Below are 13,552 nucleotides of genomic sequence, written 5' to 3' on the forward strand. Positions count from 1 at the left end.
ATTCTCCCTGTGTAAGGAGTCATGATGACGACGGTTAAGATGGTTGCGGTTGATATGGATGGCACTTTTCTGGACGACAACAAGCAGTACAATCGATCCCGGTTTCTCGCCTGCTACCAGCAACTCACCGCCCGCGACATCAAATTTGTCGTGGCCAGCGGTAATCAGTACTACCAGCTCAAATCCTTTTTTCCGGAGGTCGCCAGCGATATCGCCTTTGTGGCGGAAAACGGCGCATGGATTATCGACCGTGATGAGGAGCTGTTCTGCGGCGCCTTTGACCGCCGCGATGTCGAAGCGGTCATCAACACCCTGCAAAACGGCAACTATCCCGGCCTGCGTTATCTGCTGTGTGGACGCGAAAGTGCGTACTACTTTGACGGCATGGAAGAGAGCTGGCTGAAAAAGATGCGTCACTACTGTCATCGCCTGAAGCCGATTCAGCATCTGGATGAGGTGCAGCATGATCGGTTGTTCAAGTTCGCACTGAATCTCTCTGACGACGCTATCGAGCCGCTGATGGCGGATATCGAGCGGCTGCATCATGGTCGTGTGGCCGCAACCTCAAGCGGACACGGCTCCGTTGACCTGATTGTGCCGGGCAATCATAAAGCGCATGGCCTGGATCTGCTCGCCACGCGCTGGGGCATCACACACGACCAGGTGCTGGCGTTTGGTGATGGCGGCAACGATCTGGAGATGCTTAAGCAGTCTGGTTTCAGTTTTGCCATGGCTAACGCGCCACAGCGGGTGAAGCAGGCAGCACGCTATGCTGCCCCTGCTAATAACGAAGAGGGCGTGCTGCAGGTGATTGAGCAGATGCTGGCCGGTGAGGGGCCATTCGGAAACCTGCCCGCGTAACGGGCAGACGCGGTTTTCGGAAGGGCAGAGGCGGGTCATCTGGCCCGCCTCGCTTCACGCCGTGATGCGCCAGGCCTGGGCGATCATCGTCTCCATCTGTTCGCGGCTGTAATTCACCAGCGAATTTTTGCTGTTGGCGCGCGCCAGAATCCACTTCACCTCTTCGCCCGTCAGCGTGGGCCCCCCCTGCCAGAACGGCAGAATCGCCTGCTGCTGCAGCCACGTTTTGAGGAACTGCGCGGGTGAGTCGGTGGCTTCACTGAAAAGCTGCCCATGTAACGCTGACATTAGTGTCTGCTGCAGCGGATGATCGCTGTCGGCCAGCCGATCCAGGAAGGGGAACAACAGCCGCCCGCACACTTCGCCGTGGTGAAACGGTTTTATCGCGCCCAGTTCGCCTGCAATACCGTGGATGACCCCCAGACCGGCGCTGCTCAGCGCAACACCCCCCAGCCACGATGCCATCATCATCGACTCTCTTGCCGCATCGCCCGCACTCTCTTCACTGTTCAGCGCCGGCCAGGCCTGGATAAACTGACGCAGGCCGGTCACGGCCAGCTGTTGAGTGAAAAGATTACCTTTCGCGGAGAGGTAGGCTTCAAACAGGTGGGTAAAGGCATCGATCCCGCAGGTCGCCAGCACGTGGTCAGGTGCCCCCTTCAGCAGATCGGGATCGAGAATAGCCACTTCCGGGACAAAAACCGGGTGGCGCAGTGAGGCTTTGATCTGAATATCGCGCTGGTCGGTCACCACCGCATTCTGCGTCACTTCACTGCCGGTCCCGGCCGTCGTCGGAATGGCAATCAGCGGTAACGTGACTGGCTGAACCGCGCTGTCGCCCACCTTTTCCAGGTAGCGGGCCGTCGGCAACGGATGCTGCATCATCGCGCTGAACGCTTTAGCCGCATCCAGCACGCTGCCCCCGCCGATGGCCACCACCCGATCCACATGACCCCGCCAGCGTGCCACCCAGCCATCAATCTCAGCAGGAGAGGCTTCATGGCTGACAATTTCATAGCCGATAATCTGCGCGTTCAGGTCAGCTTTAATCCGCTCATACGCCGCGCCCTGCAGAAAGGATTGCCCGCAAAACAGCAGCGTAGGCTGTGACCGGGCGGCCAGCAGCGGCACCAGTTTATCGAGGCTGCCGCGGCCAAAGAGGGTTCGTTGATTACTGTACAGCTCACTCAGGTTCACACTCACCAGCGCATCCTTTTTACATTTCACTAAAATCTGAGTGTAACGAAAAGCGCGCCGCCGGCACTGGCAAACTTTCTGATAACGTCCCGGTAAAAAGTTGATCATCTTCTCAAAACAGAAATTCACCCCGGCGGGGTGGTGCTTTACTGCGGATGTTACCCTTAACATGTTATCGGTAACAGCGTTTGTCCGGATGTATAAAATTCTTACAGGCGCACTGTTTTGCAGCCCTCAGGGGACCATGATAACAACCGACACTGGATTCCATTCAGTGCGCAAGGTGGAGAAAACCTATGCCATTACTCTATGTGGCGATCGGCGTCGCGTTACTGCTGCTGCTGATGATTCGCTTTAAGCTTAATGGATTTATCGCGCTGATCCTGGTGGCGCTGGCTGTCGGCGTGATGCAGGGCATGCCGGTCAATAAAGTAATTACGTCTATTAAAGCGGGTGTCGGCGGCACGCTCGGCAGCCTGGCGCTGATCATGGGCTTTGGTGCCATGCTGGGTAAACTGCTGGCCGACTGCGGCGGTGCGCAGCGTATCGCGACCACGCTGATTGAAAAATTTGGCACAAAGCACATTCAGTGGGCGCTGGTGCTGACCGGTTTTATCGTCGGATTTGCGCTGTTTTATGAAGTTGGCTTTGTGCTGATGCTGCCGCTGGTGTTCAGCGTGGCGGCGTCGGCGCGCGTGCCGCTGCTCTATGTCGGCGTGCCGATGGCGGCTGCACTGTCCGTTACGCATGGCTTTCTGCCACCGCATCCCGGCCCGACTGCCATCGCCACGCTGTTCAATGCTGACATGGGCAAAACGCTGCTGTTCGGCACCCTGCTGGGTATTCCTACGGTGATTCTGGCGGGCCCGGTTTACGCCCGCTTCCTGAAGGGCATCGACAAACCGATTCCGCAGGGACTCTATAACCCGAAAACGTTCACCGAAGCAGAAATGCCCAGCTTTGGGGTCAGCGTCTGGACGGCCCTGGTGCCGGTGGTGCTGATGGCCCTGCGTGCGGTGGCAGAGATGCTGTTGCCAAAAGGGCATGTGCTGCTGCCGTATGCTGAGTTCTTTGGCGACCCGGTCATGGCCACCCTGATTGCCGTACTGATTGCCATCTTCACGTTTGGCCTTAACCGCGGCCGCTCAATGGAACAGGTAATGGATACCCTGACCGACTCGATCAAAATCATCGCTATGATGTTGCTGATCATCGGTGGCGGCGGGGCCTTTAAGCAGGTACTGGTCGACAGCGGCGTGGATAAATATATCGCCAGCATGATGCACTCGACTCAGCTGTCACCCATCTTTATGGCCTGGTCTATTGCGGCGGTGCTGCGTATCGCGCTGGGTTCGGCAACGGTGGCGGCGATTACCGCAGGTGGCATTGTGGCCCCGCTGATTGTCACCAGTGGTGCCAGCCCGGAACTGATGGTGATCGCCGTAGGGTCCGGCAGCGTCATCTTCTCTCACGTTAATGACCCTGGCTTCTGGCTGTTCAAGGAGTATTTCAACCTGACGATAGGTGAGACCATTCGCTCCTGGTCGGCGCTGGAAACCATTATCTCCGTGTGCGGCCTGGTGGGCTGTCTGCTGCTCTCCTGGGTAATCTGATCCCCTGCCGCTGGCACCGCCTGCCAGCGGCCCTCTGCTGGCTCTCTGAAAGAGGATGGTACTCATAAAGAGGGCCGCACTATGCGGCCCATGGGTGATAACAGTTAACGCTGCCCGCTTAATGAGGCGCTTCAAAACCGGCTTTCACCATCTGTTCCCGAAGCGCACGCGCAATTTCGCGGTTGCCGCCGGTGACGGGATAGATGACATTATTCACCACATCATCAAGGTAGTGCTCTTCAAACTCCTGCATCGTGAGCTGAGTGCCGCCCTCATCGTTGATGGCGAAAGAACCTTTGATGTGGTTACCGCTGTTTTTAGCCTTGAGGCTGTAACGGCCCATACTGGTATTAATCGTGCTCATACGATCTCCTCACAACTCATGTCAATCTCCTCACTATTGAGATTGAGATCTGCCTTGCCGCCTGAATTTTAGCCAGGAGTCGTCTGTAAAACGAAGAAAGAGAGCGGGTAAAAGACGGGGTTGCGATCGCACTCTCAGAATGCAAATAAAAGCAAAAGTTGATGAACCTGTGACCGGTTAACGACTTAGTGAAGCGGCAGAGCCTGGTTTTCTGACTATACTGCTTACAGGAAACCTGTTTAACCAGCGAGGGAAAAGGAAATGAAAATTATTCTGTGGATTATCGCGATCATTTTTATCGTGGGCTTACTGACCCTGACAGGGGTGTTCAAACTGATTTTCTGATTTCTGTTAAAGATTCTGCGACAGCGGGCACCTAATCAGGTGCCCGAAACGTTTTCTGGCTGGCCAACAGACACTGTGTAATCGGGTCCATTGGCGTATTCGGCAGTAGATCCCGCGAGCCCAGCTGTTTTCGACAGCATGCGCAACAGGCACCATGAAAGGTGCGCTGGCCCTCTTTGTAATTAGCAAAAACGAACCGGGCGCTTCCACACTGACTACAGCGTATTTTCATCACCATCCTGCGTATGACCTCCTTTGGACTGACACTGTGCTGATCGCGTTCCCTGACCGGTTAAGCAGACTTAATCTATTGCTATGCAATATTATTCCGGACTGCGATGAGAAAAGTAGTGTCTTATGAGCATGAATGTTTGCTGCCAAATGCGAATCCGGTCTGTAAAAACCACTTCATTGATCATGATCAAAGATTGTCATCTATTGGCTAAAACGCCCGCAGATGGCCTGTCTTGGCGCGGATAAACGGCACGGTAGGCTCAATTTTGTCGGAAAGAAAGGCGAACTGGCGGTGAATTAATCGCAAATTTTTTGCAATAAGTGATTTTTTATCCTGCTATGGCTTTCAGCCGCCTGAAAATTGCACCAGCGTCAGACGCCTGGCTGACCCGGTAGAGAAAAAAAAGGGCGTTTTTACGCGCCATAACGTCAGAAAGAACAGGAACGGGTCTCAATAAGATTTTTCTTTTTCAGCCAGAGCGCCTGTTAAGTTGAAATTCAAAAAAGGCATGACTTTCCAGCGTGTTAGCACGGAGATGAGGAACGGGGTTCGCTAGCTGCTGAAACCGATTTCGCAAGTCGGAAAGCAGGAAAGTGTGATGGATGCACAGAAAGTCGATATTTATCACTTTTTCATCAAATCGTGCTGGACAAATCCCTCCGCAATTGCTGTACTAGATGCCGACACAGTTTAGTGTCCATTTTTCATGTAAAGGTAATATAGATGTCTAAGATCAAAGGTAACGTTAAGTGGTTTAATGAATCTAAAGGATTCGGTTTCATTACTCCTGAAGATGGCAGCAAAGATGTATTCGTACACTTCTCTGCAATCCAGAGCAACGGCTTCAAAACTCTGGCTGAAGGTCAGCGCGTTGAGTTTGAAATCACCGACGGTGCTAAAGGCCCATCTGCTGCTAACGTTATCAGCCTGTAAGTTAACAGTCAGAATTCTAAAAACCCGCCTGATGGCGGGTTTTTTTATGCCTGTCATCTGCGCGTCACCTTCTCCTGTCTATCCTGCGCTGCTGGCTTGTCTGCCGCACAAACTGCGCGACGCTTCACAATAAATCCTCGTAACATATTTATAACAAGCTGAAGTGCCGCTTTTTTGCGGGCAACGCGTTATAACAGAGTGACAGATCCCGGTGGGTGAGGAGGCAGGATGAATATACGGCAGGCAGAGTTAAAAGACAGTTTTGCGCTGAGTGCGTTGCTCAGCGAATTAGGCTACGGCGGCACCGAAGGTTTTATTGAGCAGCGCCTGGCGCAGTTATGCAGCGATCCCAGTGAAGCACTCTTAGTAGCGGAACAGGATAACCAGGTGCTGGGGTTCCTTTCCCTGCATTTCATTCCACAGCTGGCGCTGGCCGGTGACTTTGCCCGCATCAGCTACTTCTGCATTGCTGAAGGCGAGCGCAGCAAAGGGATGGGGCAGCAGCTGCTTCAGCATGCTGAGGCGCTGGCCGCGCGTCGTGGCTGCGATCGCATGGAGGTGCATTGCCACCAGTCGCGCCTGAAAGCGAATCTCTTCTACGGCCGTGAAGGCTTTGCCGAATCACCCCGTTATCATATTAAATCCCTGGCGAGTTAATTTTCATCCGGCGGGTGAGCCTCCCGCAGGAGAGCGGCCGGTGGTCAGTGCTTTCTGCTCTCTCCGTGGCAGACAGGCAGCAGAAACGGTTGCCCTGCGCACGTCCTTCAGGAGCCCGCCTGAGCTGACAGGCTCTCTCCGGCAGACTTTCCCGGTGTGTTCAGGTTACGATGCTCCCTCAGCCCGACCGCAGATCAGAATGCCGCGGCGTTGATCAATGAGGGCAGTGAACAGGGGCAGCCTGAGCGAATCCCTCTGACAGGGTCGCCGGAAGGCTGTTGACGGCGACAGCAGGAGAAGAACAATGATGAGAGTGGCAATAGGGCAGTTTGCCGTCGGTCGTGAATGGCAGGAAAACGCCGCTGTCTGTCTGGATCTGATGCAGCGGGCGGCGGAAGGGGGAGCCGATCTGCTGGTCCTGCCGGAAGGCGTGCTGGCGCGGGATATTACCGATCCCGATATCGTGCTGAAAGCCGCGCAGCCGCTGGATGGCCCTTTTCTGAGCCAGCTGCTGGCAGCCAGCAAAGAGCGTGCCCTGACGACGATCCTCTGTCTGCATGTTCCCGACGGCGCGCAGAAAGCGCTTAACGTGCTGGTTGCCTTCCGACAGGGTGAGATCATCGCCGTCTATGAAAAACTGCATCTCTATGATGCTTTCACGATGCAGGAGTCGCAGCGGGTCAATCCCGGCCGGGTCATTCCTCCACTGATTGAGGTGGCCGGTATGAAGGTGGGCTTAATGACCTGCTATGACGTGCGGTTTCCGGAGATGGCGCGGCGGCTGGCGCTGGACGGTGCCGATGTCCTGGTGCTGCCTGCCGCCTGGGTGAAAGGCCCGCTGAAAGAGATGCACTGGGAACTGCTGACCCGCGCCCGTGCGCTGGAGAACACCTGCTATATGGTGGCGGCGGGCGAGTGTGGTCCGCGCAATATCGGCAACAGTCTGGTGGTGGACCCGATGGGGGTCGCGGTAGCAAACGCGGCGGAAGCGCCCGCACTGCTGTTTGCCGACCTCGATCCCGAACGTCTTGTCTATGCCCGTCAGGTACTGCCGGTGCTGGAGAACCGGCGTTTTGCCCGGCCTGAACTCGACGGAGAGTGAAACAAACAGAGCCTGAGCCGGATACGCTGACGGCAGGGGTGTCAGATCTTACTCTGTTACAGATTCTGCTTGTGGTGACAGGCAATCTGCGCGTAAATAACAGTCACCGTTATTCGATAAAGTTGAAAGGTTAAATATGGAAGGTATCAGTATTGCCAAGCTGCTGATTATCGGTGCGCTTATCGTACTGCTTTTTGGTACCAACAAGTTGCGCTCGCTGGGTGGCGATCTGGGCTCCGCAATCAAGGGCTTCAAGAAAGCCATGAAAGATGAAGATACCAGTGCAACCCGAAATACGGCTGAAGACGTGCCTGCAGAACGCGTCGTTCATAAAGATTAATCGGTTATTTGCAGCAAATAACTGTTACTTTTTATTTCAGGCACACATAAAAAAACCAGACTGTCAGCAGTCTGGTTTTTTGTTTTTATGCAGCAGCAAAGCGGGAATTACTTCACTTCCATCCCTTTCGCCTGCATATCGGCATGATAGGAAGAGCGGACAAACGGACCACATGCCGCATGCGTGAAGCCCATTGCCATCGCTTCTTCTTTCATCTCATCAAACTCGGCCGGGCTGACGTAACGCTGAACCGGCAGATGGTGACGGCTCGGCTGCAGATACTGACCCAGCGTCAGCATGGTGACGCCGTGGCGACGCAGATCGCGCATCACTTCAATGATTTCGGCATTCGTTTCGCCCAGACCCACCATCAGACCTGATTTGGTCGGGACATCCGGGTGCGCTTCTTTGAAGCGCTCCAGCAGTTTCAGCGACCACTCGTAGTTAGCGCCGGGACGAACCTGACGATAGACGCGCGGTACGTTTTCCAGGTTGTGGTTGAACACATCCGGTGGCGTCGCGGTGAGGATCTCCAGCGCGCGATCCATACGGCCGCGGAAGTCCGGCACCAGCGTTTCAATTTTGATCGTCGGATTTTTTTCGCGAATCGCGCTGATGCAGTCGGCAAAATGCTGAGCGCCACCGTCTCGCAAATCGTCACGGTCAACTGAGGTGATCACGACGTAACGCAGTCCCATGTCGGCGATGGTCTGCGCCAGCTTCGCGGGCTCACCGGCATCAGGCGCGTTGGGACGCCCATGGGCCACATCGCAGAACGGACAGCGGCGGGTACAGATTGCGCCCAGGATCATAAAGGTGGCGGTGCCGTGGTTAAAGCATTCGGCGAGGTTAGGGCAGGAGGCCTCTTCACAGACCGAGTGCAGTCCATTTTTACGCATCGCCGCTTTGATGCCCTGAATACGACTGGAGTCAGCTGGCAGCTTGATTTTCATCCATTCCGGCTTACGCAACATCTCCTGCCGTTCAACAGCCACGGTTTTCACCGGGATCAGCGCCATTTTGTCTGCGTCACGATATTTGACGCCGCGTTCCATCTGAATTGGTTTACTCATAAATCAGCAGGTTCCGGTCGGATTGCGATTTGAAAGCGTTCCCATTCAAACCGGGAAGGGTGCTTTCAACTTTATTTGAAAAAAGTGCAAAAATTATATCATCTCAGCGCCCGGGAAGCAGCCACCGTCAGCGCGGAAAAGTTACATATTTGTAAATTCGCATTCAGCGCTAAGGCTGAACCGGCAGATCATCCGTGGTCCACTCAACATGGTCGTAACCGGCCAGCCGCGCAAACGCGCTGACCAGCGGCGAACGAACCTGTTCTGTCGTAACGCCCGGCCGGAAATGACTTAACTGAGTCATGCTCATGCCGGCGTAGCCGCAGGGGTTAATCCGCAGAAAGGGGGAGAGATCCATCGCCACATTCAGCGCCAGACCGTGAAACGAGCAGCCTTTGCGGATGCGTAATCCCAGTGAGCAGATCTTTTCATCACCCACGTAGACGCCAGGGGCATCGGCACGCGCGCGGGCGCTGACGCCAGATTCCGCCAGGGTGGCAATCACCGTCTCTTCCAGAATCGTAACCAGCTGGCGGACGCCAAGCTTACGGCGTTTGACATCGATCAGGACATACATCACCTGCTGTCCCGGACCGTGATAGGTCACCTGGCCACCGCGGTCGCTCTGCACCACCGGAATCTCTCCCGGCATCAGCAGATGTTCCGCTTTTCCTGCCTGGCCCTGGGTAAAGACCGGCGGATGTTCAACCAGCCAGATTTCGTCGCGACTCTGTTCATCGCGCTGGTCGGTGTAGTGGTGCATGGCATCGGAGACAGATTGCCAGTCGCGCAGACCGGACTGACGGACGAGAAGGGTTTCAACTGACAAAACGAGAATCCGCTAAAGAAGAATCGCTGGATAATGTCGGCAAACCGTCAGGCACAGGCGCCTTGCCGACCCGTAAATTACAGCACCATCCGCACAATTTCGATCTTGCCCAGCTCTTCGTACAGGCGCTCGACCTGTTCGATGTGGGTCGCGTTGATGGTGATGTTAACCGAGTGATAGTTGCCTTTGCTGCTCGGCTTAACTTCAGGACTGTAGTCGCCGGGCGCATGACGTTGCACCACTTCAACCACTTGATCAACCAGCTCCGGTTGCGCCAGACCCATTACTTTGTAGGTAAACGGGGTAGGAAATTCGAGCAGCTCATTCAGTTTGGTTTTCATATTAACTCCGGTGCATAAAAAACAGGCTCCCGCCTGAGCGGGAGCATCATAATATCGTGTAATGGGGGCGGAGGGGTGATTTTTCAATCACCCGTCACGCTTAACCGAACCAGTGATGGAACATCAGCTTGATGTAATCAACGATACGGCCAAAGAAACCGCCTTCGGAAATTTCATTCAGTACCACCAGCGGACGCTGTTCGATGGTTTTGCCATCCAGCTGGAAGTTGATGCTGCCGACGACCTGGTTTTTCTTCAGCGGGGCATGCAGTTCTGTGTTGTTCAGCACATAGCTTGCCTTCAGATCTTTCATGCGGCCACGTGGAATGGTCAGGTAGGCATCTTTTTCCACACCCAGCTGCACGCGGTCATTATCGCCGAACCAGACCGGCTCAGAGGCGAACTCTTTACCTGCTTTCAGCGGCGCGACGGTTTCAAAGAAACGGAAGCCCCAGGTCAGCAGTTTCTTGCTCTCCGTTTCACGGCCTTTAAAGGTGTGCCCGCCCATGACGGCAGAAATCAGGCGCATCTGGCCTTCTGTCGCTGATGCCACCAGGTTAAAACCTGCCGAATTGGTGTGACCGGTTTTGATCCCATCCACATTCAGGTTGGTATCCCACAGCAGACCGTTACGGTTCATCTGACGGATATTGTTGAAGGTGAACTCTTTCTCTTTATAGATGGCGTACTCTTCCGGCACATCGCGGATCAGCGCCTGACCGATCAGCGCCATGTCGCGCGCGGAGCTGTACTGACCTTCAGCGTCCAGACCATGCACCGTGCCGAAGTGGGTATTCTGCAGGCCAAGCGCTTTGACGTAGTTGTTCATCAGATTAACGAACGCGTCCTGGCTGCCGGCAACATAGTCAGCCATCGCTACACAGGCGTCGTTACCGGACTGCAGCACAATCCCACGGGTCAGCTGAGAAACCGGTACGCGGTCGCCTGGCTTCAGGAACATCAGCGAGGAGCCTTTAAACACCGGGTTACCGGTGGCCCAGGCATCCTGACCAATTGTGACCATATCGTCCTGATGAATTTTACCGGCTTTCACGGCCTGACCGATGACGTAGCTGGTCATCATCTTAGTCAGGCTGGCAGGATCGCGGCGTGCATCGGCATTTTTCTCCGCCAGCACTTTGCCCGAGTTGTAGTCGATAAGGACATACGCTTCGGCATCAATGTCCGGTACGCCCGGAATCATGGTCTTGAGATTGACGTCATCAGCGATAGCAGCATGGCTGAGGGAGAAAGCGATCAGTGATCCCACTGTCAGGCGTTTCAGCAAACGAGAGGATTTCAGCGTGTTCATGTGTAGGACTACAACATCCGTGAGTTTGAGGTTTAAAAAAGTCACTTATCATACCCAATGCCAGGGGCGCTGGCATGGGGTGAAATGATTGGGTTGTTAGCAGACGTAACGTGCAGCGGTCTGACAAACGGATCAGCGACGCGTATTAGTAATAAATGAAGCGGTCTGGCCTTCACTGCTCAGGCGCTGTTGCAGCGCGGCGGCTTCGGCGCGGGTAGCGTACCCGCCAAGCTGCACGCGATAAACATTGTTGCCTGCGTCTTCAACTTTCCCGGGCACACCATAACGCTGGCTCAGGCTTTTCATCATCTGCTGTGCACGCGCCGGATCGTTCAGCGCGCCGACCTGCACGACATAGCCCGCTGCGGTTCCACGGCTGGCCGCAGGCGCGGCGCTGGCGGCGGCGGGAGCAGCAACCGCTGCCGGTGCGGCAACGGCGGCAGCGGGCGGTTCACTGCCTTCCAGCACGCCGCTCGCTAAAGGCTGGGGCGCGCCAAGAAAGCCGCTGCTCTGCACCGGTGCACCCATGCTGTCACTGCTCTGCAGCGTGCTGTTACTGATAGCGTCCACATTCTGCGCTGGCGGCTGAGCAGCCGCTGCGCTGCCGCCATTCATGACTGCGCCACCACTCAGGTCCGGACGGGCGGGCAGGGCATAACTCTGTTTCGCTACGACGGTGCCGATGGTGCCAGGACCGGAGAGTGAGCCGTCAGGCGCGACCTTGATAAAGTCGACCCGCACCCGCGAATTGTTCGAGATATTCAGGCGGTCACCGGCGGCGCGGGAGAGATCGATAATACGACCTGGCGTATAAGGACCGCGATCGTTCACCCGCACCACAATCTGACGACCGTTGGCGATATTGGTGACGCGCACATAGCTCGGCAGCGGCAGGGTAGGGTGGGCCGCTGTCAGCGCATCGGGATCGTAGGTTTCACCGATGGCGGTGCGGTTGCCCTGCGCTTCTTCACCGTACCAGGTGGCCAGACCGACTTCACTGAAGTTGGAGGGATCTTTAACGATGCGATAATTTTTGCCGTTGACGCTGTAATCCTGGCTGGTGCCCGGATTAACCGGCTCATAACGTGGCTCAACGCCCGGAATCTCTACCACCGGTCCATTGTATGCCGGTTGCGGCGGCGCCGTATTTTGGGGTTCCGGCGTAGTACAGGCCGCCAGAACCAGTGATGCCAGTGCAACGCCAAGCCATTCCTTACGCATCTGCAGCCTCTTAGACACTTTTAGATAACATTTTTCGGTGAGTGTGGATCGACATCACGATGCCAAATCCCGCCATAAGCACGATTAGCGCGGAGCCGCCATAACTGACCAGCGGCAGCGGTACGCCAACCACCGGTAAGATACCACTAACCATGCCAATGTTAACGAAAACATAAACGAATAAAATCAGCATTAAACCGCCCGCCATGACCCGGCCAAAGGTGGTCTGCGCCCGCGCGGCCACCACCAGTCCGCGCATGATCAGCAGCAGATAAAGGGTCAGCAGCAGCAGGACGCCCACCAGCCCTAACTCTTCGGCCAGAACCGCAAAGATAAAGTCGGTGTGACGTTCCGGCAAAAACTCCAGCTGAGACTGGGTGCCCTGCAGCCAGCCTTTGCCGCGCAGTCCCCCCGAGCCAATGGCGATTTTCGACTGAATGATGTGATAGCCGGCACCCAGCGGATCCGTTTCCGGGTCGAGCAGCATCATGACGCGATCGCGCTGATAGTCGTGCATCAGGAAAAACCACAGGATCGGGATAAAGGCGGCCACCAGCAGCACCGCCACGCCAATCAGTTTCCAGCTCATCCCTGACAGGAACAGCACAAACAAACCCGAGGCGGCAATCAGGATGGAGGTACCGAGGTCGGGCTGCGCGGCCACCAGCAGGGTAGGCACGAAGATCAGCACCAGCGCAATACCGGTATTTTTCAGCGTCGGCGGGCAGACGTCACGGTTAATAAAGCGCGCGACCATCAGCGGCACCGCGATCTTGGCAATCTCCGAGGGCTGAAAACGGACAAAGCCGAGATCGAGCCAGCGCTGTGCGCCTTTACTGATCTGACCGAAGGCATCTACCGCCACCAGCAGGATCACGCAGACAATATAGAGGTAAGGTGCCCAGCCTTCATAGACACGCGGTGGCACCTGCGCCAGCACAATCATGATCACCAGGCCCATCGCGATCTGACCCAGTTTACGCTCCATCATGCCCGGGTCCTGACCACTGGCACTCCAGATCACCACGGCGCTGTAGGTCAGCAGGCCGAGGATGATCAGCATAAACAGCGGATCGATGTGGATGCGCATCCAGATTGATCGTTTCTGCGGACTATCTTGCATCGACAT

At 55.7% G+C, this 13,552-nt stretch carries 15 protein-coding genes; 7 read left to right on the forward strand and 8 right to left on the reverse strand.

Annotated features, from left to right (window positions below):
- Positions 1 to 24 precede the first annotated feature (24 nt).
- Positions 25 to 861, forward strand: a complete 837-nt coding sequence (locus tag AC6I7A_RS04955; protein ID WP_058956322.1) for a Cof-type HAD-IIB family hydrolase — start codon at positions 25 to 27, stop codon at positions 859 to 861.
- A gap of 54 nt (positions 862 to 915) precedes the next feature.
- On the opposite strand, the gene AC6I7A_RS04960 is transcribed toward AC6I7A_RS04955, so the two are convergent.
- On the reverse strand, positions 916 to 2,064 hold the full coding sequence (locus AC6I7A_RS04960; protein WP_058956410.1) for an iron-containing alcohol dehydrogenase: 1,149 nt from the start codon (positions 2,062 to 2,064) through the stop codon (positions 916 to 918).
- Between the two features lie 290 nt (positions 2,065 to 2,354).
- Between AC6I7A_RS04960 and gntT the strand changes: the two genes are divergently transcribed.
- Complete coding sequence (gene gntT / locus AC6I7A_RS04965) at positions 2,355 to 3,671, forward strand: gluconate transporter (protein WP_009091528.1); 1,317 nt, start codon at positions 2,355 to 2,357, stop codon at positions 3,669 to 3,671.
- Between the two features lie 118 nt (positions 3,672 to 3,789).
- Here the strand turns inward: gntT and AC6I7A_RS04970 are convergent, their stop codons facing one another.
- Positions 3,790 to 4,035, reverse strand: a complete 246-nt coding sequence (locus AC6I7A_RS04970) for a hypothetical protein (RefSeq protein ID WP_009091526.1) — start codon at positions 4,033 to 4,035, stop codon at positions 3,790 to 3,792.
- A gap of 261 nt (positions 4,036 to 4,296) precedes the next feature.
- On the opposite strand from AC6I7A_RS04970, the gene AC6I7A_RS04975 reads away from it, so the two are divergent.
- From AC6I7A_RS04975 to tatE, 5 genes are all read left to right on the forward strand, one after another.
- The gene (locus AC6I7A_RS04975; RefSeq protein WP_019105993.1) at positions 4,297 to 4,380 is read left to right on the forward strand and encodes a small membrane protein YohP; all 84 of its coding nucleotides are present in this window, start codon (positions 4,297 to 4,299) and stop codon (positions 4,378 to 4,380) included.
- Positions 4,381 to 5,338: 958 nt separating this feature from the next.
- A complete protein-coding gene (gene cspE / locus AC6I7A_RS04980; protein ID WP_006118399.1) occupies positions 5,339 to 5,548 on the forward strand; it encodes a transcription antiterminator/RNA stability regulator CspE in 210 nt (69 codons plus the stop codon).
- A gap of 228 nt (positions 5,549 to 5,776) precedes the next feature.
- A complete protein-coding gene (locus AC6I7A_RS04985) occupies positions 5,777 to 6,205 on the forward strand; it encodes a GNAT family N-acetyltransferase (protein WP_009091522.1) in 429 nt (142 codons plus the stop codon).
- A gap of 307 nt (positions 6,206 to 6,512) precedes the next feature.
- Positions 6,513 to 7,307, forward strand: coding sequence for a deaminated glutathione amidase (locus AC6I7A_RS04990; RefSeq protein WP_058956409.1), 795 nt, complete (start codon positions 6,513 to 6,515; stop codon positions 7,305 to 7,307).
- A 136-nt stretch (positions 7,308 to 7,443) separates the two neighbouring features.
- On the forward strand, positions 7,444 to 7,647 hold the full coding sequence (gene tatE / locus AC6I7A_RS04995; RefSeq protein WP_009091518.1) for a twin-arginine translocase subunit TatE: 204 nt from the start codon (positions 7,444 to 7,446) through the stop codon (positions 7,645 to 7,647).
- A gap of 107 nt (positions 7,648 to 7,754) precedes the next feature.
- Here tatE and lipA read toward each other — a convergent pair whose 3' ends face one another.
- The 6 genes from lipA to mrdB form a co-directional block, all read right to left on the reverse strand.
- On the reverse strand, positions 7,755 to 8,720 hold the full coding sequence (lipA, locus tag AC6I7A_RS05000; protein WP_009091517.1) for a lipoyl synthase: 966 nt from the start codon (positions 8,718 to 8,720) through the stop codon (positions 7,755 to 7,757).
- Between the two features lie 169 nt (positions 8,721 to 8,889).
- A complete protein-coding gene (gene lipB / locus AC6I7A_RS05005) occupies positions 8,890 to 9,549 on the reverse strand; it encodes a lipoyl(octanoyl) transferase LipB (protein WP_058956321.1) in 660 nt (219 codons plus the stop codon).
- A 77-nt stretch (positions 9,550 to 9,626) separates the two neighbouring features.
- A complete protein-coding gene (ybeD, locus tag AC6I7A_RS05010) occupies positions 9,627 to 9,890 on the reverse strand; it encodes a DUF493 family protein YbeD (protein ID WP_009091513.1) in 264 nt (87 codons plus the stop codon).
- Positions 9,891 to 9,990: 100 nt separating this feature from the next.
- Positions 9,991 to 11,202 (reverse strand): D-alanyl-D-alanine carboxypeptidase DacA, encoded by a 1,212-nt coding sequence (dacA, locus tag AC6I7A_RS05015; RefSeq protein ID WP_009091510.1) that lies wholly within the window; start codon positions 11,200 to 11,202, stop codon positions 9,991 to 9,993.
- Positions 11,203 to 11,334: 132 nt separating this feature from the next.
- On the reverse strand, positions 11,335 to 12,423 hold the full coding sequence (rlpA, locus tag AC6I7A_RS05020; RefSeq protein WP_046101408.1) for an endolytic peptidoglycan transglycosylase RlpA: 1,089 nt from the start codon (positions 12,421 to 12,423) through the stop codon (positions 11,335 to 11,337).
- 10 nt (positions 12,424 to 12,433) lie between these two features.
- Positions 12,434 to 13,546, reverse strand: a complete 1,113-nt coding sequence (gene mrdB, locus AC6I7A_RS05025; RefSeq protein WP_033736585.1) for a peptidoglycan glycosyltransferase MrdB — start codon at positions 13,544 to 13,546, stop codon at positions 12,434 to 12,436.
- Between the last annotated feature and the right edge of the window lie 6 nt (positions 13,547 to 13,552).

The organism is Type-F symbiont of Plautia stali (assembly GCF_059731105.1).